Annotated in this window: 16 protein-coding genes and 1 tRNA gene; 9 read left to right on the forward strand and 8 right to left on the reverse strand. The window is 57.2% G+C overall.

The window, feature by feature from the left end:
- Window positions 1-30: 30 nt before the first annotated feature.
- Window positions 31-243, reverse strand: coding sequence for a sugar phosphorylase (locus GR328_RS07200; protein ID WP_160883846.1), 213 nt, complete (start codon window positions 241-243; stop codon window positions 31-33).
- Window positions 244-424: 181 nt separating this feature from the next.
- Between GR328_RS07200 and GR328_RS07205 the strand changes: the two genes are divergently transcribed.
- From GR328_RS07205 to GR328_RS07230, 6 genes are all read left to right on the forward strand, one after another.
- Window positions 425-501: transfer RNA gene (locus GR328_RS07205), tRNA-Arg, on the forward strand.
- A 552-nt stretch (window positions 502-1,053) separates the two neighbouring features.
- Entirely contained in the window at window positions 1,054-3,483 is a 2,430-nt protein-coding gene (gene hsdR, locus GR328_RS07210; RefSeq protein WP_160883847.1) for an EcoAI/FtnUII family type I restriction enzme subunit R, read from the forward strand.
- 35 nt (window positions 3,484-3,518) lie between these two features.
- Entirely contained in the window at window positions 3,519-5,294 is a 1,776-nt protein-coding gene (locus GR328_RS07215) for a class I SAM-dependent DNA methyltransferase (protein ID WP_160883848.1), read from the forward strand.
- Window positions 5,294-7,255, forward strand: coding sequence for a restriction endonuclease subunit S (locus GR328_RS07220; protein WP_160883849.1), 1,962 nt, complete (start codon window positions 5,294-5,296; stop codon window positions 7,253-7,255). Before GR328_RS07215 ends, GR328_RS07220 begins: the two co-directional genes overlap by 1 nt.
- Window position 7,256: 1 nt before the next feature.
- Window positions 7,257-9,008 (forward strand): AAA family ATPase, encoded by a 1,752-nt coding sequence (locus tag GR328_RS07225; protein ID WP_160883850.1) that lies wholly within the window; start codon window positions 7,257-7,259, stop codon window positions 9,006-9,008.
- Window positions 9,005-9,859 carry an HNH endonuclease family protein gene (locus tag GR328_RS07230; protein WP_160883851.1) on the forward strand — a complete coding sequence of 285 codons (855 nt, stop codon included), beginning with the start codon at window positions 9,005-9,007 and terminating at the stop codon, window positions 9,857-9,859. Before GR328_RS07225 ends, GR328_RS07230 begins: the two co-directional genes overlap by 4 nt.
- Before the next feature lie 201 nt (window positions 9,860-10,060).
- Here the strand turns inward: GR328_RS07230 and GR328_RS07235 are convergent, their stop codons facing one another.
- The 3 genes from GR328_RS07235 to GR328_RS07245 all read right to left on the reverse strand — a co-directional run bounded on the left by GR328_RS07235 (window position 10,061) and on the right by GR328_RS07245 (window position 14,131).
- Window positions 10,061-10,231: a hypothetical protein gene (locus GR328_RS07235; RefSeq protein WP_160883852.1), complete on the reverse strand. Its 171-nt coding sequence runs from the start codon at window positions 10,229-10,231 to the stop codon at window positions 10,061-10,063.
- Window positions 10,232-10,345: 114 nt separating this feature from the next.
- Window positions 10,346-11,584 (reverse strand): tyrosine-type recombinase/integrase, encoded by a 1,239-nt coding sequence (locus GR328_RS07240; protein ID WP_160883853.1) that lies wholly within the window; start codon window positions 11,582-11,584, stop codon window positions 10,346-10,348.
- A 363-nt stretch (window positions 11,585-11,947) separates the two neighbouring features.
- The gene (locus GR328_RS07245; protein ID WP_160883854.1) at window positions 11,948-14,131 is read right to left on the reverse strand and encodes a VapE domain-containing protein; all 2,184 of its coding nucleotides are present in this window, start codon (window positions 14,129-14,131) and stop codon (window positions 11,948-11,950) included.
- Window positions 14,132-14,529: 398 nt separating this feature from the next.
- Here GR328_RS07245 and GR328_RS07250 point away from each other — a divergent pair, with 398 nt between their 5' ends.
- The 3 genes from GR328_RS07250 to GR328_RS07260 all read left to right on the forward strand — a co-directional run bounded on the left by GR328_RS07250 (window position 14,530) and on the right by GR328_RS07260 (window position 19,045).
- Window positions 14,530-15,015 (forward strand): hypothetical protein, encoded by a 486-nt coding sequence (locus tag GR328_RS07250; protein WP_160883855.1) that lies wholly within the window; start codon window positions 14,530-14,532, stop codon window positions 15,013-15,015.
- A 422-nt stretch (window positions 15,016-15,437) separates the two neighbouring features.
- Complete coding sequence (locus GR328_RS28210; RefSeq protein WP_160883856.1) at window positions 15,438-17,735, forward strand: AAA family ATPase; 2,298 nt, start codon at window positions 15,438-15,440, stop codon at window positions 17,733-17,735.
- Window positions 17,732-19,045, forward strand: a complete 1,314-nt coding sequence (locus tag GR328_RS07260; RefSeq protein WP_160883857.1) for an McrC family protein — start codon at window positions 17,732-17,734, stop codon at window positions 19,043-19,045. The genes GR328_RS28210 and GR328_RS07260 overlap by 4 nt, the downstream gene beginning before the upstream one ends.
- A gap of 153 nt (window positions 19,046-19,198) precedes the next feature.
- On the opposite strand, the gene GR328_RS07265 is transcribed toward GR328_RS07260, so the two are convergent.
- The 4 genes from GR328_RS07265 to GR328_RS07280 all read right to left on the reverse strand — a co-directional run bounded on the left by GR328_RS07265 (window position 19,199) and on the right by GR328_RS07280 (window position 24,113).
- A complete protein-coding gene (locus tag GR328_RS07265; RefSeq protein WP_160883858.1) occupies window positions 19,199-19,867 on the reverse strand; it encodes a GIY-YIG nuclease family protein in 669 nt (222 codons plus the stop codon).
- 114 nt (window positions 19,868-19,981) lie between these two features.
- Window positions 19,982-20,488, reverse strand: a complete 507-nt coding sequence (locus GR328_RS07270) for a hypothetical protein (protein ID WP_160883859.1) — start codon at window positions 20,486-20,488, stop codon at window positions 19,982-19,984.
- Window positions 20,489-20,774: 286 nt separating this feature from the next.
- Entirely contained in the window at window positions 20,775-22,967 is a 2,193-nt protein-coding gene (locus GR328_RS07275; protein ID WP_160883860.1) for a PAS domain-containing sensor histidine kinase, read from the reverse strand.
- A gap of 261 nt (window positions 22,968-23,228) precedes the next feature.
- A complete protein-coding gene (locus tag GR328_RS07280) occupies window positions 23,229-24,113 on the reverse strand; it encodes an energy transducer TonB family protein (protein ID WP_160883861.1) in 885 nt (294 codons plus the stop codon).
- Between the last annotated feature and the right edge of the window lie 15 nt (window positions 24,114-24,128).

The raw sequence follows: 24,128 nt of genomic DNA on the forward strand, positions 1-24,128 counted from the left end.
GGTTTCAGGCTGGGCCGGAGGCTTTTGGCCTCACCACCGGATGACGACGACGGTCTGCTTGCCGTTTCCGAGTTCGACAGCCTCAAGACCCTCCGATCTCCTGTTCTGCGGTTTGGCGTTTTCGACGATTTCGAATTCCTCCACATGGGACGCGAAAGCCTCGTCCACCTCCGCCACGCAGAGCAGGGTGTCGGGGGGAAGCTTCTCGACCTTCTTGAGAAAGTCGCGCAGGGTCTGAGCCATGGAATGTCTCCGGTTGCCCTCACCAAACCGGCTGAAGCGCGGCAGGTTCCTTTGCTGCTCCCCAGGGCCCAAACCTGCCACTCCGCGCCGCCCTCGGCACAGCGATTCAGGCATGATGGAGAGCATTCCGCCGCAAGGGTCTGGCAGCCGGAAGACGACCGTGCTATCTCATCTCGCGTGCGGTCCCGTAGCTCAGCAGGACAGAGCAGCGGTTTCCTAAACCGAAGGTCGGAAGTTCGAGTCTTCCCGGGATCGCCAGCATTTCAGAGCCGCCAAATGGGCCGTGGTCACCACTCGGTTACACGGTGAGGGAATACCCGAACTGCCTGGGTGGACGATTGCTCCTTATCAAGCGGAGAACTGGCCACTCCTGAGGAGCTGGATATCTCATAGTTATATCCGCCCTTATGCTTGCGAGCATATGTGTAATTCCGTCACATCTGGCGGCCTTTCAGGGAGGGGGGTGAGCCTTGATCCTGACCTTGCCCGAGCCTTAGGATGCGCGTAATCTTGACTATACCGGACATTCGCGATCGCGAGTGCCGGGAGTAAGGCAGCAGGCTATGCTGACGTTATGAAGTACAAGTCCAAAGATGGGTCAGCGTTGGGGGCGCAGATAGATGCATAAGCAATCATACGTTTCTTAACGTTTATCTCAAATAATCAAGAACCGCTTTGACTTAGCCGATGCTTCACTAGTTGACGAAGTTCTTTCGCCCCAAGTGTCGCATCGATGCTTTTGCGGCTTCGTAGATCACCAAACAACTATATCTGGCCTTATGAATAGGGCGCTTCAACTGCGCTAGAAATATGGACAAATTCCAGCTCAGTGAGCGCGACATATGCTCTAAGTTCATTACACCAGCCATCCAACAGGCTGGCTGGCAGCAGCACCAATTCCGCGAGGAAGTGAACTTGACCGACGGCCGCGTTATGGTGCGCGGAAAACTTGCGGCACGCGTTCGTAACCCAAACGCTAAGGGCGGCCCAAAGCGGGCTGACTACGTACTCTATGCACGTCCGAATCTGCCTATCGCAGTAATCGAAGCTAAACAGGCTCGTTTTTCGGTCGGACATGGAATGCAGCAGGCACTACTCTACGCCGAAATGCTCGACACGCCATTCGCCATCAGCAGCAACGGTGATGGTTTTTTGTTACACGACCGCACGGGTTTGACTCAACCCGTCGAGCGTGAGTTGCGGCTCAATGCATTCCCAGCCCCTAACGAGCTGTGGGCGCTTTATCAGCAATGGAAGTCCTTTACCACGCCAGAGGCCATGAAGCTGGTCGAGCAGCCATTCCACACCGATGGCAGCGGCAAGGAACCACGTTACTACCAGCGCGTGGCCATCAACCGGGCTATTGAGGCCATCGCCAAAGGGCAGTCGCGTGTGTTGCTCGTTATGGCCACCGGTACCGGCAAGACATACACCGCCTTCCAGATTATCTGGCGGCTATGGAAGGCCAAGGCTAAGAAACGCATCCTGTTCCTGGCGGACCGCAACATCCTGGTCGATCAGACTATGCAGCAGGACTTCGCTCCCTTTGGCGAGGTGATGCACAAGGTCACAAACCGCGAGGTCAAAAAGAACTACGAAATCTATTTGGCGCTTTACCAGGCTGTGACAGGCCGAGAAGAGTGGAAGCAGATCTACCGGCAGTTCCCTGCGGACTTTTTTGACTTGGTGGTCGTTGACGAATGCCATCGCGGTAGCGCTGCCGATGACTCCGCCTGGCGGGATGTACTCGATTATTTCAGCGGTGCCACACACCTGGGGCTGACCGCGACGCCAAAGGAAACAAAGGAGGTGAGCAATATCACCTACTTTGGCGACCCGGTCTACACATACTCGCTCAAGCAAGGCATCGAGGACGGATTTCTCGCCCCCTACAAAGTTATTCGAATTGCCACCGACGTTGATGCCGTAGGCTACACGCCCGAGAAGGGCAAAATCGACAAACTCGGTCAAGCCGTTGAACAACGGCAATACAACACCAAGGACTTTGACCGCAATCTGGTGTTGGAGAGGCGTACGCAGCTCGTGGCCAGCAAGGTGTGGGAATACCTCAAGGCCACTGACCCGATGGCTAAGACCATAGTGTTCTGCGACGACCAGGACCACGCCGAGCGTATGCGGCAGGAGCTGGTGAAGATCATTCCGGCTGCCGCCAGTAACCGCCGTTACGTGATGCGCATCACCGGCGACGATAATGAGGGGAAGGCCCAGCTCTCCTACTTCATCGACAATGACGAGCCGTATCCCGTCATTGCCACCACCTCCAAGCTGCTCACCACCGGGGTAGATGCCAAGACCTGCAAGCTCATTGTGTTGGATCAGAACATCAACTCAATGACCGAATTCAAGCAGATCATCGGCCGTGGTACCCGCTTGCGCGAAGACTATCAGAAGCTCTATTTCACTATTATGGATTTCAAGGGCGCCACGCGCCTGTTTGCCGATCCCGATTTTGACGGCGAGCCAGTGGTGATCTACGAGCCTAAGCCCGACGAACCCGTGGTACCGCCGGAGGACCCCAATCCAACTGGCTTCGACGAATCCGAGCAGCCGCCCTATCGTCCTGACACGACAGGCGGTGATAACATGCCATCCGGCGGGAACACGGGCGGTGGCGAAGGCCGTGTAAAATACGTGATCGACGACGTGAGTGTGCGTGTCGCAGTTGAACGTTCGCAGTACCTGGACGCCGACGGCAAGCTCATCACCGAGGACTACCGCGTCCTCCTGAAGGACGATATCAAAAGGGCACTGCAGGCCGAGTTCGGCAGCCTTACCGAATTCCTACGTCGCTGGAACAGCGCCGAGCGCAAACAAGCCGTGCTTGAGGAGCTAGCCGATCACGGCGTGCCGTTGGACGTCCTGCAACAGGCCGTGGCCAACGGCACTGAGCTCGATGTCTTCGACCTGGTAGCCCATGTGGCCTTCGACCAGAAACCGCTCACCCGCCGCGAGCGAGCCAATAACGTCAAGAAGCGCAATGTGTTCGGCCAATACGGCGAACAAGCCCGTGCCGTGCTCGAAGCCTTGCTCGAAAAGTTCGCCGACCACGGCGTACAGGACATCGAAGACGCCAAGGTGCTGGAGCTGCCGCCCTTCGACCAGTTCGGCAGCAAGACACAGATCCGGCGCGGCATCTTCGGCAGCGCCGAGCAGTACACCCAAGCCCTGCAAGCGCTCGAACAGGCGCTGTACGAGCAAAACGAACAAAAGCAGGCCTGAGACACCACGCAAGCCGATTGAAACGAAACAACACGATGAACCTCAGCAGTACCGTCAAGTCGATCCAGGACATCATGCGCAAGGACGATGGCGTCGACGGCGACGCCCAGCGCCTGGGCCAGCTCACCTGGATGCTTTTCCTCAAGGTCTTCGATCAGCGTGAGGAAGAATGGGAAGACGACAACCCTCAGTACAAGTCTCCGCTGCCCGAGCGCATGCGCTGGCGCAACTGGGCCGCCTATGTGGCAGGTGCTGATGGAAAAAAGGCCCCGCAGAAAGCAGCCAGCGAGATCATCAGCTTCGTCAACAACGAGCTGTTCCCCACGCTCAAGGAACTGGACGCAAATGCCAGCCCCCAGCACAAGGTGATCCGAAGCGTTTTTGAAGACGCCAACAACTTCATGAAGTCTGGCACTCAGCTGCTCGCCGTCATCGAGAAGCTGGATGAGGCCATCAACTTCCACGACTTCAAAACACGGGCTAACTTGGGCGACGTGTACGAGCAGTTGCTCAACGACTTGCGCGGCGCCGGCAACGCGGGCGAGTTCTATACTCCACGCGCCATCACCCAGTTTATGGTCGACCGCCTAAATCCCAGCCTGGCCAAGCGCGAAACAGTGATGGACCCGGCCTGCGGCACCGGTGGCTTCTTGACAGCTGCGATCGACCACTTCCGCAACCAGATTACCACCAAGTCGAGCGCCACAGACAAAGCAGCGATTGAGGCACTGATTAGAGGCATCGAGAAGAAGCAGCTGCCGCACCTCTTGTGCACCACCAACATGCTGCTGCATGGCATCGACGTGCCCAGCCAGATCGAGCACCGGAACACCCTGGGGATCGGCTGGAACGATTGGAGCGCCAACGATAGGGTGGAATGCGTCATCACCAACCCGCCGTTCGGCGGCTATGAGGAAGACGGCGTTGGCAATACCTACCCGGCCGACCTGCGCACCCGCGAGACGGCCGACATGTTCATGGCCCTTATCGTCAAGAAACTACTGAAGGAAAACGGCCGCGCCGCCGTGGTCCTGCCCGACGGCTTTCTGTTTGGCGACGGGATCAAAGCCACGCTCAAGAAGCTTCTGCTGCGGGATTGCAAGCTGCACACCATCGTGCGCCTGCCCAAGGGCGTGTTCGCGCCTTACACTACCATCAAGACTAATCTGCTGTTCTTCACCAAGGGCGCCACGGTAGACGATGGCACCGAGCACTTCCACACCGAAACTATCTGGTACTACGAGCACCCGTACCCACCGGGCTACAAGAGCTACAGCAAGACCAAGCCCATACGTTTCGAGGAATTCAAGGCCGAGCAGGACTGGTGGGGCAACGAGGCTAACGACTTCGCCGACCGTGTGGAAAATGAATTTGCCTGGAAGGTGGATTTCAAGACCAAGCGCGAACAGGCCGAAGCCGCAGCGCAGCCGCATTGGGATCGCGCCGAACAACTCAATAACAAGGCCAGTGCGCTGGAAAACCGCGTGCGCGACCTGCGCGAATCCATCAAGGGGGTAAGCGATGCCAAACAGCGCCAGCCAATAGAAGACGAGATTGACACGCTGCGCGCCGACGCCGAGGGCCTCCGCCTTCAAGCCCGCGACGCCAAGGCCGCCGGGGACCGTCTCTACTGGCCCATCTACAACCTAGATTTGAAGAACCCCAACGCACCGGAAGAAGAAAGCCAAGATCCCGACGTGCTGCTGGATAAGTACAAGGCCCTGCTCGGTCAAATTGAAGAAACAGAAAATCGCCTGAAAAGCGAACTCGCCGCCGCCCTCGCGCATCACTTTGTCAGCGAGGACGTCTGATGGACACGCAGCAATTTTTGGCCGAGTTCGGGCATATCGCGAATGCGCAGGGGGGAATCTCCCAGCTGCGGCAGATGATCTATCAACTGGCTGTGACCGGATCGCTTACTCCGCGCGACAATAGCTCGGAAGACGCAGGTCAACTTCTGTCTAGCATCGAGCAAGAGCGACAGCGGCTGATCCGAGCCAAGAAATACAAGCGGATGCTTGAGCTTGAGAGTGAGCCCATTAGGCAGCCTCAGGGCGTTAAACTTCCTGCAACTTGGCGTTGGTCTCGTTTGCTCGACGTCGGCGAGATCAATCCTCGCAATGAGGCAACGGACGATATGTTGGCTGCCTTCGTACCGATGAGTGGGGTGCCCCAGCTTCATAAGGCACCCATCGTTGCCGAAACCAAGCGCTGGAGTGAGATCAAGAAGGGCTATACCCACTTTGCGAATGGCGATGTGATTCTGGCTAAGATCACGCCTTGCTTTGAAAATGGCAAGGCGGCGGCGATTGAGATGCTGCCCGGTGATGTAAGGATCGGTGCCGGGACAACCGAACTTCATGTATTCCGGCCTATCCATGCAGGCGTTCTGCCAGATTACGTGTATCTGTTCCTACGATCGCCACTGTTCACGGTTGAGGGTCAGGCGAACATGACCGGAACTGCTGGCCAGAGGCGCATTCCCACAGACTATTTTGCGACGCGCGCCTTTCCGTTGCCGCCAACGGAGGAACAAGCCCGCATCGTCGCCAAAGTCGATGAACTGATGGCCTTGTGCGACCAGTTGGAAGCGCAGCAGCAAGACCGCCGCAAATTACAAATCACCCTGCGCCAGTCCTCCCTGCAAGCCCTCGCCAGCGCCCAAAGCCCACACGAACTGCAAGAAAGTTGGCAACGCTTGCAAGCCAGCTTTGGGCGCTTGTTCAGTGAGCCGGAAGATGTTCGCCTATTTCGCGACGTGCTTTTTGATCTCGCACTCCGCGGCCTCCTTTCTCCTGATTCAAAACTAATCCCAAGCAACGATTCTTCGGACAAAGATCTGAGCCCGCTTCCAAATGGTTGGGCATGGAAAACACTGTCCGACCTGTCCGAGTACATCACGAGTGGGTCGCGGGGCTGGAAGGCCTATATGGCGAGCGTCGGCGATTTATTCATCCGCTCTCAAGACATCAGGCAGGATGCTCTGATTTTTGATAGTCCGGCTTTCGTCAAATTGCCTGACCGGGTCGAGGGGAAGAGGACTCTAGTTCGTCCCGGTGATCTTCTGCTTACAATAACTGGCGGAAATGTCGGCCGGTGCGCAGTTGTTCCAGAGCTTCCGAACCAGGCTTATGTCAGCCAGCACGTTGCCCTGATCCGTTTGAAAGAGCCGAGCCTGTCGGAGTTCATTCACTTCTGGATGATCAATGCTTTTGGCGGGCGAGCATTCTTGGCTCGATATATATATGGGGACAAACCGGGGCTGAATCTTGCCCAGGTGGGTAGTGTTCTGATCCCCGCCCCCCCAGCGCCTGTTGTTCCCGAGATACTGAGAAGTTTGCGCAGGCATCAGCAACTCTGCGATGAACTGGCGAAACAACTCGGTGCCAAGCAGGATCTTGCGGCAAGACTTTCTACCGCCGCCGTCACCGCCCTCACCGGTATTTCCATCAAACAAGAAGATGAGGCCCCTGTGAAAGCTCCGCAAACCGAACTGATTGCCCCGTTGCGCCTCGGCATGTCGCCCGACGCGAAAGCCCAGGCCCCCCTGGCCACCCTGCTGGCCCGGCACAACGGCGAGATGTCGGCTCGCGACCTGTGGCAGCGCTTCGGCGGCGAGATCGATGCCTTCTACGCGCAATTGAAACTCGAGGTCGCACACGGCTGGATTGACGACCCGACCTATGTGCTGGATAGGGAGGCTCCGGATAGCCCGAAGAAATATCCGGACGGTGCTCAAGTCGCTAAGATGAAAGTCAAAGTGGAGGCTTGAGTTGCAGCTTCTTCATCTAGCCATTCCGGACTTCCGCAATCTGCACGGGGTGGAGATTAACTTCGCGACGCGGCTGTCGCCCCGGCCAGATGCAAAAGTCGATTCGGATGCCAAAACCATCCGCAGCCATGCCTTAATTGGCCAGAATGGCACCGGCAAGTCCAACTTGCTCGAGGCGCTGATCACTATTTTTCGCGACGTGGATCTCGACCGCGATGCTGCACTCGACTACACCCTAGAATACGAGATCCGTGGCCATAGAGTACGCCTCCAGGCGGACACGGCTAATCAGAAGCGACCCTTCGTATGGGTGGACGGAAAAAGCGAGTCGCAACGCCACCTGCTGAAGAACCGCGAGCTGCTGCCTTCACACATCTTTGCGTACTACTCCGGCCGCAACGAGCGCATCGAAGCCCTGTTCCAGGAACATCAGCGCCGCTTCAACCAGCGGCAAGAGATCACGACCGACGAGGTATTGCCCGAGCAACTGCTGGAGAACTTCACTGCCAGCGAGGCAGACATCCGAGCCCTGGAAGAGGCTAAACGCCGCCGCGAGTCCCGACTAAGACAGACCGGAGATGATCGCCTACGCCGCTTATTCTATTGCCGAGGCGGCCACAGTCAGTTGGTGTTACTGGTCTGTTTGCTGTCCGATGACCCGGTGTTTCAGAAGGTGCTGAGAAACCTACACATCGAGTCTCTGGAATCAGCCCTGTTCGTTCTGAAAGAGCCGCATCGTCTGCGTGAAAAGCGCCGGGGTGGTAAGTTTGACGAGAATGACCTCACCGAAGGTGATCCACGCTTCTGGTATGCGCGCGGTAATGTAGTGAGCGAGTTTCTCGACAAGCTGTGGCAGGTGGCCTGGGCGCCGATCGAGCAGGAAGCTACCCGGCAGATTGACTTCCGTGGCCGTACCGAAAAGCAGAAGCAGCTATACCTTTTTGTGCCAAGCCTCGCCAAGCTCAAGCAGCTAGGCGAGCTGATGGGCGGTACTGACAGCTTTTTCCGCTATGCCGAAGGCGCCTACATCGGCGACCTGATCGACGAGGTGCGCATCACGGTCAAGAAGCGCGACGAACACGGAGGCAAGGTAAGCTTCACCCAACTCTCGGAAGGTGAGTTGCAAATGCTCACTGTACTGGGCCTGATGCGCATCACACGTGAGGACCACTGCCTGTTCCTGCTCGACGAACCCGACACGCACCTGAACCCGATCTGGAAGCTACGCTACTTCGACGACATCGAGGGGGTCCTTAGCCCCGACGCCGGCCACCTGATGCAAGGCGAATCGCAGATCCTCATCACCACGCACGACCCGATGATGGTGGGTAGCCTCAAGCGCGAACAGGTGCACATTCTGCGGCGCCACGGCCACCGCACAGTCGTGGAGAATCCCGACGAACATCCGCAGGGTATGGGGGTGACGGGGCTGCTCAAAAGCGAGCTGTTCGGCCTGTCGTCTACGCTAGATATTGAGACAGAGCGGCGTTTGTTTCGGCGCAACGAACTGTTCGTGAAGTCACCGCGCACGCCCGAGGAGGACGTCGAACTTTCACGGTTGTCGGCCGAACTGGCCGACCTTGGCTTTTCTACGGCCGATTTTCGTGACCCGGACTATGCGTTATTCGTGCGAAAGATGGCGCAGCACCGCAAGTTCCGCAAACCGACGCTCACACCGGAAGAGCAGGCCGAGCAGGACCAAATTGCGGAGGAGATCATCAACGAAATCTTGCGCAAGGAGGGGGGCCAGTGATCTTCATAGACTTGGAACACAAGCGCCCAACCGATACTGACATCCCGGGGTGGACACCCTGGACGCAGGCGGAATGGGATGCGTGGCTGGAGAAGTCCAGGAGGCTTGTGGACCAACTTGCGGAACTCGATGCTGCAGGCGCGCGCGATGCGCGCAATGAGTTAATTGATGCGAACAGTGCTCACTGGGGCGCATTGAAGGAATGGCTGCTCACCCTGTCGGCTGGTAAATGTTGGTTCTCCGAAGCGCACGAGCTGTTCTCGCACTATGACGTGGAGCACTTCCGCCCTAAGAAAGAAGCCAAGTCACTCGATGGCAGCGAGCGCGACGGCTACTGGTGGCTGGCTTTCGACTACATGAATTTCCGCGTCTGTGGGAACGTTGGTAATCGCAAAAAAGGGGGCTGGTTTCCACTACGGGAAGGCTCACTTTGCTCTAGCCATACCAACCGTTGTGAGGAATCCGAGACTATCTACCTACTCGATCCTATCAACCCAGCAGACGTAGCCCTTCTTGCTTTCGATGAAGAAGGCAAAGCGATTCCCGCCCCAGGCAATTCTGACTGGGATGAGAAGCGCGTCATAGAGACAGTCAAACGCCTCAAGCTCAATGAGCACGCGAGGCTTACTGAAGCACGACGCAAAGTATGGCAACATATGAGTAATCTCATTGCGGACTATCGCCGCGCGAAATCGCGCTCTTCTGGCAACAACCCGGCCGCGAGTGCCGAGATGCGTCTTGCAGCCAAGCAGATTCATGCAATCACCCGGCGAGACGCAGAGCTCTCAGCCGTTGCACGATACTGTGTTTTGTTCAGCGGAGACCTGCACCTCACGAGGCTCGTGGCCTAGGGACTTAAGCCTCGGGAGGCCTGCTAAGCACATGCAGAATTGTTATAAGATGCCCTCAGATATTCGCCGTCCGGAATGGGGCCCCCGGTGGAATTGGCGCTGACATACACAATGGGGGGAGGTCGAGCAGTCGGGGGCGAGACGCCCCTGACGTCGTGGTACGATTCTACTTGGCCCGAAAGACGACTCTGAGACTAGCGTTTATTCTGTATCGATGATTCGGTAGCGGTCTGTCTCACAGATCCCGTACTCCTCGAGCGCCCACTCAACATCCTCAACCAAGAGCTCTGATATCTCAGCGGCGGCATAAAGGCAGAGGCGTGACTCGGCAGAGGTGACTAGATCTACTAAGACGACTTCTCTATCAGACATGTGCTACTCCTCCTTATCGGAAAAGCAAAACACGCCGGAGTCTCGCACAAAATTATCCGCGACGCAGGGTTCCGCGCCGCGGCATGTTTCGAGAGCATAATCCGATCTGACGCTCTATACGAAAGCTCGCTCTAGCGCCGCAATTGCATCCTCGCCGCCGCGTACAGCTTGTGTGTAGTGACCGAGCGTAACTACAGCGTTCGAGTGCCCCGCAAGTTTGGCGACAAGACCAACCTCGACGCCCTGTGCCTGCAATGTGGAAATGAAGCAGTGACGCGCTGAGTGAGGCGTGACGTACGGCAAGCCGAGCCTCTTGAAAGCCGGCAGCCAGAAGCGCGTCCGGAAATTTGCATATAGCAGGGTGCCCCCGCCACCGACACGTCCTTTGGGCCAGGCTCGCCGCTGCCCAGGGCTTGGGAAGACACGAAAGAGCTCTCCTAGCTTGCGAGGACAGCGTACGCGCCAGTCCAACAGCATCGCCCGCAGTGTCGGGCTCATGGGGATGTCGCGCGTGCCTGCGGCCGTCTTTGTCATCTCGCTGATGGTCCCGTCCATCTCTTGCATGCGCCGGATGCGGATTAGGTTTTTTTCGAAGTCAACGTCATCCCACAATAGGGCAAGCTGTTCGCTCGGCCGAGTCCCAGTGAGGAAAGGAAAGGCATAGTAGATCCCGCGCTCTAGGTCGTCGCGCGCAGCCTTGAGTAACGTTGCGACCTGATCTGGGGTCAGGATGGCCTTCTTGAGCTTTTGACGTCCACGGCCCAATTTGGAGGGCATAGCGGGCGGACGGATATTGTGATCCTCGGCAGCGAGCGCTAGCACCGCTTGCAAGTACGTCTTGGCGCGGTTTGCCGTGAACGAGCCAACTTCCTTCGTCAGGAGCTTATGCCAAGCCCGAATGTCGGCCGTGGTCAAATCCGCGACCTTCACTGGCCCTAACAGGGGCTGTAGCCGCGTACCCTTTGGCATCTTGCCAGTCAGCGTATATTCAGTGCGCTGGTCCTTGGACCCCACCAAAAGCGGGCCGATGATGGAGCGCGCGACGTGACGATAACCCCGTAGGGTCCGTTCCTTGACGTTACCAACACAGTTGTTGAGCCAGTTCTGAACGACATCCTCGACGACCAAATCAAGACGGGCCGCTGGTGTGGGGGCATAAGTGCCCGTCACCACAGCTGCGGCGATCTCGCTTGCCTTATGCTGCGCGTCTTTCTGTCGCTCAAAGAACAGCTGTTTACGCTTGCCGGTAATCGGGTCGCGGAAATTGATCACGTATCGCGTTTGCACGACGACTTCGCCCGACTTGAGGCGGCGCCGGCGTTCGCGCTTGGTAACTTTGATGGCGATCGACATCTTGGTTCCTTAGGAGAACGAAAAATCAAAAGGGAAACATGCCCGTGCAACTGGCACAATTATTCGCGGTGCTGCGAGGCATCGAAAGGCGGCGAGGCGTGTGCGAGAGTGACCACGCAGGTAACCACGGGACCATTCTGGCCCGAGAGTCCCGAAGAGGCGCGGCCTGAACCACGGTTCGCAGGGCCGTAGGTCGCTTCGATCAATCAAGCAAATGACCGCGGGAGCGGGTGGCGGTGTGGCGGGTATGGCATGTGCAGCGGCTCCCCCATGGGCTGCTGGTGCGGATCTGCCGCAGAGACTCTACTACCCACACACCGACGCCCATACGTGACGTGCCACACCTGCCACACCCGCCACTGACTAGAACTTGGGTTTGTCGTGGTGTCCTTCTGGCTTCGGCCGTTCATAACCTCGGATCGTTTGGCCTCCGATATTGAACTTTTTGCCCTCCCATCCGAGTTTGCGCATGAGAGTGGCGAGGCGTTTTGTGTGTGCCTGCGTTTGTCGTTCGGGAGGGATCTGGAGTGCTCCCGCGAGGAGTTCCTGAGTAAAGACTCGGACCACCTCGTCGTGTGCCGTTCCGCGCTCGACCGAAAGTCTCTCAAGCCAGGGATCATCTTCAAGGCGTTCGGCCTGTTCTATAGCTGCAGCAGCCCAAAGGGCTTTGGGTAGAACAATCGATTCTCCTTGTGCTTCCCGGTAAGCTGCCTCAGCCCATAGTTGATCTCGGTCCTGCCGTAGAGCTTCCAGATCGATGCTCCCGGTCTTCACGGGCCAGAAGCGCCGGTTTCCTGTTTGGTCACGAAGATACTTCGCCTCGTTGGTTGTACCAATGAAGATCGCTTGGCGTGGCCGTTCTACCGCATAGTGCGCATAAGCCATCCTGCTACGGTCTGCTGTACGGGAGACAAAGGCCTTGATCTTGTTGATCTCGGCTTTGTTGAATCCTTCAATTTCACCGAGTTCGTAGATCCAGATGCCTTGCAGCATTTCCATCTGTGTCCTGGTATCCGCTGTGATGATCTCTTGGTCTGAATGGTTGCCCGGTCCAGCCAGGACGACGAGGGCGGAGGATTTGCCTGTGCCTTGTGGCCCCTCAAGAACGACGACCTGATCGAACTTGACGCCCGGCTGCCGAACGCGCCGGATGGCTGCGACCAGTACAATCCGGGAAATGGCACAATTAAGAGGCGTATCCTCTGCACCCAGGTAGGTGGTCATCCACCGGTCAATGCGTGGGACGCCGTCCCAGATTAGGCCGTCGAGCATCTGTTGGATCGGGTGGAATGCGTTCTCAAGACAAAGCAGCGAGATCGCATCACGAACGTGCTCTGATCTGGGATCAAATCCATATTGCGCGAGGATCATTCCCCTGAGGAGCATACAGGCGTCGTCACTTATTTCACCCTGGTGGTCCTCAAGTTGGTTACCACCCAAAACCTTTCGCATCCGGAATCGGTCGTAAGCACATGATATACCGAGACGTCTAATCGCGGTGACAGAATTACGCATCGTGGGCAAAGGGTTGCCTCTCTTGTCGCAGTCTGGCCAACCTTCTTCAATAGCGGCCCTTGCAGACCTCGCTTGCCGAAGGGCGTATTGGACCGGATTTCGCTTCTCGACGACCGAAACAGAAATGCCCAAGTCCTGGTTGGTCAGTACACCTGCGATAATTTCCTCAGAGCAGCCCGCACGCACGAGCTCACACGCAACATGGAAGACGGCTTCACTGCGCGAAGGATATCTCGGCGCCTCACTGTTGCGTGGTCGTCCAGGATCGTCGCCGATTTTGATCACAGCACGAACTGCAGCTGTGACGCTCAGGGGCAGGTCGTCCAAGCTAATCGGAGTGACACGCATAGCTGAAGCTTGCGGGGACGTTGGGCTGGGCTCTGGCGCTCCTTCGGAGAACTCATCAATAGAATAGACTCGGTCCCACTTCGTGAGCTCGCCCACCACGTAAGCTAAAGTTGGCTTGCGCCCTGCTGCACGTTTCTTTGCATTTGGGACATTGATTGTGCCCGGTAGCCGCATGATACGGTCTACGTTATGGCATTTGTCGCCGCCAAGACCAGCAGCAATCGCTTTATTGCATCGCTCGATACGATCTAGATCAAAGCAATCCTCAGAAAGCCTCCAGAAGGCTTGATAGCCTCCTCCCGAGAACACAACAACTGTAGGGGTTGGGGAATATTGTTCGATCCGACTTAGAGCTCCGAGATCATCAACATCGACATGGAGGTAGATTGCTTTCTGTATGACCGCCTTCGTCGCCTTCTTGTCTCGGATCTCAGGTGTCAGATAGTTTACATGAAAGTAAATATTCTCCATACCTTGGCGCTCGTCGATCCAAGCAGACAGTGCATCGAGTTCATCAGAATCGAATGTCTTTGCTCTGACAGTTTGATCTGAGCTGATTGCTACGAGATGCCAAGGCCCGTCCGGGCTCATCGCCTGTAGGAATGTAACCGCTTCAGCAGTCTCAGGAGCTCCTCCCGACAAGCGTCGTAGGAGGTGTGTCTCGTCGCGGGTGCATTCACGCATGGTCGCTGCCCCCCTGACGCGAGGCTTCGATGAACGTGATAACCTCCGAGAGACGGACCAGGACTCGGCTATTGTGGAATCTATATGAGGGAACCAACCCCGCCTTCACAGCGCGGCGTAGTTTCCAACGATAGATCCCCAATCTATCGGCCGCCTCTATAACTGGAATGAACGGTTCTACCTTAGTTACTGATTGGTCGAGCATGCTTTTTCCTTTCAGGTTGCATGCCCTTCCTAATAATCACCTTCGGTGCAGCGTGGTGGGGTTTATCTTGGTAGGATGCTACCCAAAACCAACTCCAACTGGCGCTCCGACAATGCGAGATCACACAGACGATGAAGGCACGACGGACCCGCTTACAGGGCCCTCAATAGGTAGATCAGCTCAAGATAAATTCTTGCTGGCCATTATTGATGCCTACCCTGATTGGGACGACACGGGATTGACCAGAGAGGAGCGCCGTGAGCAAAGGCTAGCGGAGGCGAAGAAGGCCTTATTTAATGAAAGGCCTGCCGATGGGCCGAAGCCCAGCGACGATAGGCGAGCTCTCCTTTACATGGCGCAGCAGCGCTATAAGGATCTTGCAATTCGGGATGTGCGGAAGCTCAATCCAACAGCGTTTCCGAAGTGGGCTTTGAGGAAGCCGCGTTCAATTCGTAAGCTTGCCGAGGAGGCTGCAAAACTTGTTGTGTCGAACTCTGCTGATGCGGCTGTCGAACGCCTCAGAAAAGCGTTTGCTAGGCAGGAAGACTTCTGGATGGAGATGGTGAGGACACACGACGATGTTGTCGAGTCTCTCGAGCATAATCTGTTGCAGGAGGTCGCCATTCGGCTGGCGAAGTTAGATATTCGCTTGAGCATTAACGTGCGCAAGAACGCTTGATGTAGCATCCCGCAGCTGGGCCCCACGGATGCGGAGGCCCCACGCTGGCGCGCTGTGGCCCCGCGGACGCCGCTGCAGCACCGCCTAGCCCCTACTATAGCTCCCTGGCCCACGCCAGCCCGCCGGCGCTTCCTCGTGAGTATATGGCGGCGCCCCCGCGCGTGCGTGTATGTGGCTATGGGGAAGCGGCTCCTAGTAGTTCCATGACGAGCCGTATGGTAAGTACCAAAGTATCTAAGAGTTGACTGTGTAGGACGAAGTCTCTCACGTCGCAGCGAGCGAACGTCACTCGTATGGCATCTACCTACGCCGCATCATTCACGCCTTAAGTGTTTATACCTGCTTAGCAGGCTGGCGCTTCACCTGTATGGCGGGTATTTGTAGCCAAGTTTTGAGGTTTGGTCGATCACAGGTGGGTGGGCGTGGCATTAGAGAACCAAATCATTTCTCAGCTTGAGAAATCTAAGAATGAGCTTCTGGAAAGAGGCGAGCTGATTCCGGTAGAGCAACTAAACGAAAGTTACGCGCTGTTTCGTAGCCGGTTCGGGCCTGAGCGGTTGCGTGCCTTGGATGGCGAGGAGCTCCTTAATGTCATGCACTTGCATGGTAGCCAGGATAGCCTTGTCTATTGGCTGGAGTTCAAGGAAGACGACGAGTTGCCACCTGTATTTGGGAGTATTGCTGGTGGAAGCGCGCTCAAATTTGGAATGTATAAGCGAAAAGATGCTGGTGTGTGGATGACGGGGCATCCGTCAAACCAAGTTCAGCTTACCACGGCGCAGGCGGTTGAGATTGCCCGGAAACATCGTGATCAAATCCTAGCAGGCTCTGAGTTGCTGCACGCTCTTCCGCAGGATGGAAGCGACGCCGACTATCTTAGGCTTCAGCGCGACTTGGATAGATACGCGCCGGAAGTCAGTAACAGTTCCTGGGGACACAAGTACTTTAGCCTTCTATATCCTAATAAAATTGACAGCTATCATGCTGAGGATTTTCAAAGGTTTCACCTTATAAGGCTTCTTCAGATGCCTCCGGCAGAACAGGGCCGCTATGTTGCTGCGGGGCGCTTCGTTGCCGTCGCAGCAGAGCTTAGCGTCCCTCTGAATCACCTGATGTCCATGTTGAAGCACGTGAACGGTCGCCCTTACCGCACGTGGCGAATTGGGACGAAGCTTAGAGAAGACGCTAGCATCTGGCCATTTATGCGAGAGGCAGGATGTATTGCAATTGGCTGGGATGCACTCGGAGACCTAAGTTGGATTGAGAGAAACCAGGACCACAAGAGTCGACTTCGAGCTCTGGTCAAAAATGAGTATTATCCGAACGACGCTAACACTGGATCGAGAAAGGCGGGAGAGATCTTTAACTTCATCACTGCCATCCAGGATGGAGATCTCGCTCTGGCGGCAGATGGTCAACAGATCCTTGGTATTGGCCGCGTAATAAGTGGATATCGATACGATGCTGCCCTGAATGCTGGTGCGCCTCATCAGCGTCCAGTGGATTGGCTTAACATTTCGGATTGGAAGCTGCCAACTGGTGAAGGATTGCGTACGACCGTTTTTCAGGTTCGCAAACAACCAGAAAATTTGATTCAGGTAGAAAGAAGACTTTTGGGTGCTCCGCCTGTTAGTCAGGTTGGTCCTTCAACTCGGGTAATGGAGCGGGAGCAGCTCACTGGTATTCCGGGCCAGGTTCAAGGAATTCTTGAGCGAAAGGGACAAGTTATTCTCTACGGACCGCCTGGCACTGGCAAGACTCACTGGGCTAGGGCTGCTGCCGCCGATCTAGCATCGCTCGCGACCTATAAGAAAAGGTATGAGGCACTTGGACCAACAGACCGGGCCATCATCGACGGTGATGATACTCATAGGGGACTTGTTCGCCTTTGTACGTTCCATCCTGGCTATGGTTACGAAGATTTTCTGGAAGGCTATCGCCCCCATAGCAATCAGGATGGACAGCTCGTCTTCGAGCGTCGTAGTGGCATCTTCAAGCAGCTTTGCGCAGATGCGGCAGTACAGCCCGAAAAGAACTTCTATCTGATTATTGACGAGATAAACCGCGGGGACATCCCACGCATCTTTGGTGAGTTGATTACCCTCTTAGAAGCGGACAAGCGCGGGGTAAGCCTCCACTTGCCCTTATCTGGCGAGCGCTTCTCTGTTCCGAAGAACGTTTACATCATCGGAACGATGAACACAGCGGATCGGTCTATTGCCCTTCTAGATACAGCGCTACGCCGACGCTTTGGTTTTGTGGAGCTGCTGCCGCAGCCGACGCTTTTGTCAGATGCCGTAGTGGCCGGTAGCATTCCGTTGAGCCCCTGGTTATCAGCCATAAATGATAAAATTCGCCAGCATGTAGGTCGTGACGCGCGAAATCTCCAAATCGGGCATGCGTACCTGTTGCACAGGAGCCGACCGATCACGGACTTGACGCACTTTTCCCGCGTTCTGCTGGAGGACATCATCCCACTTCTCGAGGAATATTGTTACGAAGATTATAGCGCGCTCGAAAAGATCCTAGGATCAGGGCTTGTAGACAAGGACCGTCAGCGCATCCGAGAGGAGTTGTTCTCTCCGTCTAGGAGCCAGGATCTTATCCAAGCCGTTCTGAACCCTCATTCCGAGCTGGCAACTCTAGGCCAGGTTGTCTCAGCATCAGGTGCCGATGACATCAACGAGGAGGATTCAGAGGAAGACGAGACCACCGCATGAACCCTACCGCTGTTTCAGCCTCCGAATGGCAGCGGCTTGATCCTAAGTCCGACCCGAAAGTAGCGGGCCTCTCGTTAGGGGCCGGAGCCGAGTTGGCAGAGGTGCTCTCGCGCTCCGGGAAGGTGGAAATCATCGAACTCGCCCGCGGCCTAGATATTCGTACGTCGTCTTGGGTGGGTCGGGTCGCTCTTGGCGATGTGGTGCTTACGATCGAGCCGAAGCTGAAGGGTGCCCCACTGCTAAATTTGCTCCGCTATGCCTATGGCCTTCGTGATCTCGCCCTGTTTTCCAACACCTACTACACGTCATCCGACGTGACGTTTCAGGATCTCTTAATAGCGCAGCTGGCAGCAGAGGTCGCTGAACTCATGGCCCGGGGTCTCCATCGTGAGTACCAAGCTCGGAAGGATGACTTGCCGAACCCAGTAGGGAGGATCGATTTTTCGGCGTACGCACGGTCCGCTAGTCAGGCGCGAGCATCGCTGCCATGCGTCCATTATCCTCGTACCCTTGCGACGCCACTCAATCAGCTTCTAGTCGAGGGGATGCGCTTCGCTGCCCGAAGAGCCGCAGATCCAAGGCTAAAGAGCGATGTGAGACAACAATGTAAAATTCTGGAGGTAGATATCCCGCGTGTCCACCTTGACTGGAACACCCTTAAGAGTGTTCGGGCGGGAATGGACAGGCGACATGCGGCCTATGAACCTTCTCTTCGGTTGATAGAACTGCTTTACCAAGGCTCCGGCGTATCTCTAGATGATGCTGGCTCGTCGCTTCCGATGTCAGGTTTTTTGTTTGACATGAATCGCTTCTTCCAAGCGATGATTTCGCGCTTTCTGCGGGAACACCTGCCCGATTACCTTGTTCAGGACGAGCAAAGTTTAAAGGGCCTTTTCAACTATCTCCCAGATAAGAACCCACGAGACCGCAGGGCCCCAACTCCGCGTCCGGATTTCATCGTATCCCAGGCAGGCCGGGTGGTTGCGATTTTAGATGCGAAGTACCGAGATCTATGGGAGACCGCGCTGCCCCGGGAGATGTTGTACCAACTTGCACTCTATGCATCGAGCCAATCCGGCCCGAACGCTCAGGCCACCATCATTTTCCCCACCCTTCAATCAAGGGCCAAAGAACAGGCTATCCAGTTTAACGATCCGCGATACGGAACGGAGCGGGCCAGGGTTATCCTTCGCCCCGTCAATCTACTTGAACTGAAGGAAGCTCTTGAAATGAATGGTGCGGCTGGGTTGCACACACGACGTTCACTGGCGCGGAAACTGACCTTTGGTGACACAAGCCATTCGCACTAAGGCTGTATCAACGCAGATGCTCGATTTAAAGCCGGGATACGGCGGGCGTAGTGCTGACAATGTGAGGCAAGCTACCTAGCTGATGAACCATCACAGTTCATTCGCCAAACACCGTGCCGTGATGATTGCGAAGTGGGTACCAGTATGTCTAGTTCAACGCTCCCCGTACGTCTCCTGGTAGATCTCACGCAACAATCGTCCGTCAAATGTCCAATATGGTCCCGGGGCTACACTGTACTCTAGACCAAGTACCCGACGAGTAGCCGCCGTCAACGACATCTCCTCATCTCCTAAGCGTACTCTTTTGGAGCTCACAACGGTCACGCTGACATCTTTGGTCGTGGACTGGAGTATCGATCCAACTGGAATTCCCATTTCACTAAAATCTAAATTTGGTCGACGGGAGCGGAAGTTCTCAGCAGCAGCTAGTTCCTGCTCTGCAACTAACGGAGGTCGCCCTGATATTTCGGCCGTGGCGTCTTCAGTGTGTAGGAGCTTCAGTATAGCGATTGCCTGAGCAGGCTCGACCGCAAAGAACTCCCTTTTTGCATTTACGCGATTGGGAGCAAACGCTGTGTGCAAAGCCTGTTCAACCTCATCTGCGTTGGTGACCCGGCATGCAAACTCAAGCTTAAAAGGGAATGGAACACCCGTTGTATAGAGCTGGGCGATACGTAGATTTGCATCTTCGTGAGTGGTCTTCCCAATCTTAATCAACCCTGGCATCGCAGGGTTTGTTACAACATATACGATGCTGTATTGAATGGTGGGTAGGTTGTCTATGGTCCTGGATTGAGCGAAAGGCTCTGCTGTATCGGCCATTTGGAAATCTTTGTTGGCGGGCTATTGTCGAGGGGTTCGCGGAAACTCAGGTCGAAGTTTCGATAGATTGCCGTCTACAATCTGAGGTGATGCTAACGGAATCCTATTGTGGCGCTACAGACTGGTGCTCTCACACTTAAGAGCTGCCTGCGCCGCTTCGATAGCTATGTGAGCATCCGTTTTTATTGCGGTCACAGTTCCGAATTGGCTACGAAGTGCGTTGATGATGACTTCGGGGACCATATTCTCCATTCCGGCATTTGCCCAAGTGCAGCGACGGGTCATGTGCAGATCGTACAGGTCAAAGGCGCCTCCCACCCTATACTCGAACTCGCCCTCAATCCGGCAGCACCAATACTCACCGGCTCCAGGTATATAGGTCCAGCAGAAGTCTCCGACCTTCATCTGGCTCCCGAAGATCTTCGCTGCTGTCAGCATGGCTGAATTGGAAGGAAAAACCTTTTTGGCGTGGCGGAGGTATTTCAGGAGATCACGGCAGCCATCTGGTACTTCAGTTTCCTGGGTAGAACCATTCAGGCCCCATCCAGCGCCCACAACACCATTCGTGAGGGCAAACTTGCGTGCTGCGGTGTGGTCAACGCCAGGAGCGCCAGACTTCATCCTCACACGCCAGACATTGGGCATCGTTCCCCCTTATTCATCCGCCGGTTGCTTGCCGGTTACAGTTTCCTGCCTTCATAGGGATGAAAGCCGTCGCGCTGGATTACAATCCAATCCATCCGGCGAGGGATTTCCATAGGGCTGCTCTCGATAGAAAGCGATACACCCAGGTATATTTCGGTGAAATGCTGTAGAATACCGAAACGATACAAATTATCGCTTCCTAAACCGAAGGTCGGAAGTTCGAGTCTTCCCGGGATCGCCAGTTCGTTCCAAGCCGTTCTTGTCAGGAGGGCTTGGACATTCCTCCCAAGGGAAAGTCGATGAGGCAGACCACGCCCGTCGGCTCGTAGCGAAGGTGCACCTCGCCGTCCAACTCGCGGGCCAGGCCGCGCTCGAGGAGACGGGTTCCGAATCCCTTGCGCGCCGGAGGCGACACGGCCGGGCCGCCGTGCTCCTCCCAGCGGATTCCAAGGTATGGCCTGTCGTCCGACGTGCGCTCCGCCCAGGTGATCCGCACGAACCCTCCAGGATGGCTCAGGGCTCCATGCTTGACGGCATTCGTGCTGAGCTCATGGAAGGCCATGGAAAGGCTGAGGGCGGTTTGGGGCGGCAGGCGGATATCCGCTCCGGATAGGATGAAGGGACCGTTGCCGTCCAGGCGCTCCCGGTAGGGGGCCGTCGCCTGCCTGAGAATGTCCATGAGGCCGACGCTCTCCCAGTTCTCCTGGGTCAGGACGTCATGGGCCCGAGCCAGCGCGAAGATGCGTTCCTCGAACGCGCCTTTCGCCGCGAGAGCTGCGCCCTCATCCGAGAGACGAACGTCGCGAAGGCTCTGGGCCGCGAGCGACTGGACCGTCGCCAGGGTGTTCTTGACCCGATGGTTCAACTCGTTGATCAGGAGCCGCAAATGCTCCTCGGCCCGGGTTCTCTCCGTGACGTCGTAGAACGTGCTCATGGCCAGAGCGTCGCTGCCGATGCCCTCGACCGGGGCCGAATTGACCGCGAGATGCACGACCCGCCCGTCCGCCCGATGGTAGATCACCTCGTCCCGATCCACGAAATCCCCGCGCAGGATCGCCCGCGTGATCGATTCCTGCTCGTCATAGGCGGCGGCTCCGTTGCGGCGGACGGCCCCGAAACCGGATTCCGTCCCGCCCTCCATGAACGTCGTCTTCGGCCCGAGCAGGCCGACGGACATCGCATTCTGGAAAAGGATCTCTCCGGATGGAATTCTCGCCAGGGTCACACCGACGGGCATGCGTTCCAGCAGCATCCTGAGGCGCTCCTCGCTGGCCCGTACAGCATTCTCGGCGCGCCGATGCTCCGTCACGTCGATTTGCACTCCGTCCCAAATCACCTGGTCATCCGATGAGAGGCGCGGGGCCCAGATCAGGCGACACCAGCGGGTTTCGCCGCTTTGCGCGTGCCGGATGGCGATCTCGACATCCAGAGGCTTGAGGTCGCGAAGAGCGGCTATCTCCGCCTCTGCGAGCACGGGGACGTAGTCCGGCAGAACCAGCCTGTAGAGAAGGGTTGGATCCCTGAGAACATCCTCCGGCGACACACCGTTCACGGGCAGGCAACTGCGCGATATGTAGACGAATCTGCGTTCGGAACCGTCCCTGGAGCTCACGATCTGGTAGATCATGGTCAGCGGGATGTTGTCGGCGACGGCCATGAGCCTGGCTTCGCTCTCGCGAAGGGCATCCTCCACCGTCTTGCGATCGGTGATGTCCAGGAGGACGCCGATCATCCGGATCGGCGTCTCCTTCTCGAAGAGGATCTCCGCCCGCAGAAGGAACCATCGCCAGGCGGCGTCGCCGCAGCAGAAACGGAACTCGGCCTCGAAGTGCCGCTCCCCACGCGAGGCGGCCTCCTGAACGGCGGCATGAAGCCGCTGGCGGTCCTCGGGATGATGGCGGTCCTGGAGTTCACGGGTGGTGAGATCGTGGTCCGGGTGAAATCCCAGCAGCACCTTGAGTTCACGGGATGGATGAAGAATCCCCGTCCCGATGTCGTATTCCCAAACGGCGAGGCGGCCGGCAGTGAGGGCCAGGCGCAGCCGGGCCTCGCTCGTGCGCAAGGCCTCTTCGGTCCGGCGCTCGTCGGTCTTGTTCCTGAATCGGACGCCGAGGCCGTCATCGTATCGGAACAGGTGGACCTCATAGGTCCTGTCCGGATGCCGCATCGATGCCGTCTCGAAGGTGGAGGGGAGGCCCGTTTTCATGGTGTCTTCGTAACGGTCCCGGCACGCGCTCCCGGACGTCCAGGGGAAAGCCTCCCAGATCGTCCTTCCGAGCATCGCCTCCTGCGGCTGGCCGAAATGGACCTCGGCGGCTCGGTTGACGTAGGTGTAGCGCCATTTCCGATCGAGGGCACAGAAGGCATCGCCCATGCCTTCGAGCACGTCGGTCAGGCACCTCTCGGCCTTTCCCTTGCCGACTGCGATCCCATGCATCTCAAGCGACGCCCTCATGGCGCCCCTCACATTGTTTTTTTCACACGCTTACGGAAGCTGAAACTCACCGCCGATCCAGAGGCTGTTGCGGTTCAGACGAACAAACAGAGCGAGACCGAAGATCCGCCGCCGCTCCGTTTCATTCTGTACGTATCATTATATCGATGCAAGAAGATTTGGCCGGCTCCGGTGCAAACCGGCGCCCTGACCCGGAAAGGCCCGGAACTTGCGTCCCGCAGGCCATGGGCGCACCTCATGGGCGCATGGGCCGACCTCCTGTCAGCGAAGGCTGAAGCGCAGAGGCACCGAGAAGGTGAATTGTTGCTGAGGGAGCGCCGCAGGCGCGGCCGGTAGCGACGAACCGGGGCGGGCCGCCGCCAGAGCGGCGTTGTCCAGCATGGGATGTCCGGCACTGCGAGCAATGGTTGCGCCGATGATCCGCCCCGAGCGGTCCATAGAGAACCGCACGGTCGCGACGCCGGATATGCCCTGGCTGCGGGCCTGCTCGGGATAACGGAGGCGGCTGCGGAGCGAAGCGGCAAGGCTCGCCACGTAACGGTTGAGCACATTGGGATCCGCTGACGCTGCCGAGCCTTGCATGTTCTCACGGGACGAGGATGCCTGCCCCCGGCGGGCATTCGCAGGAGGGGGGCTGCGCTCGGCGATCACGCGGCGCGGCTTGGGAGCGGGCTTGCGCTCGACCTTTTCCGGAGGCTGCCTCACGGGCTTGGGGGCGGGCTTCTCTTCCAGCGGCCGGGCGACCACGATTTCGGACGGAGCCAGCGCCGGCACGGCTTCGGGCGCGATGCTCTCCTCGGCGGGCACGGCCTCGACCTCGGTGGCTTCCGTCATCTCCAGGGCGGTTTCTTCGACCGGCTCCTCGATGGGCACGGCTTCCGCGACAGGAGGTTCGAGCGGCTGCGCTTCGGCCTCGACGGGCGGAACCTCGGGGGCGGAGACTTCGGCCGGCGCAATCGATTCGATGTTCTCCATGGCGGGAGCGAGATCGATGGTGATTTCCTGCTCGCCGGGCGGACTCACGGCATTCTGGGACTGCCAGAGCGTCACCGCCAGCAGGGCGCCGGCATGGAGGGCGAGCGCCGTCAGAAACGCCAATCCGATACGGCGCGGCTCCTGCAAGGGTCGTGTACTCTGAGCGAACATGAATGCGGCTGCCGT

Origin of the sequence: Microvirga makkahensis, from assembly GCF_009830105.1 — a bacterium.
Lineage (GTDB): Bacteria > Pseudomonadota > Alphaproteobacteria > Rhizobiales > Beijerinckiaceae > Microvirga > Microvirga makkahensis.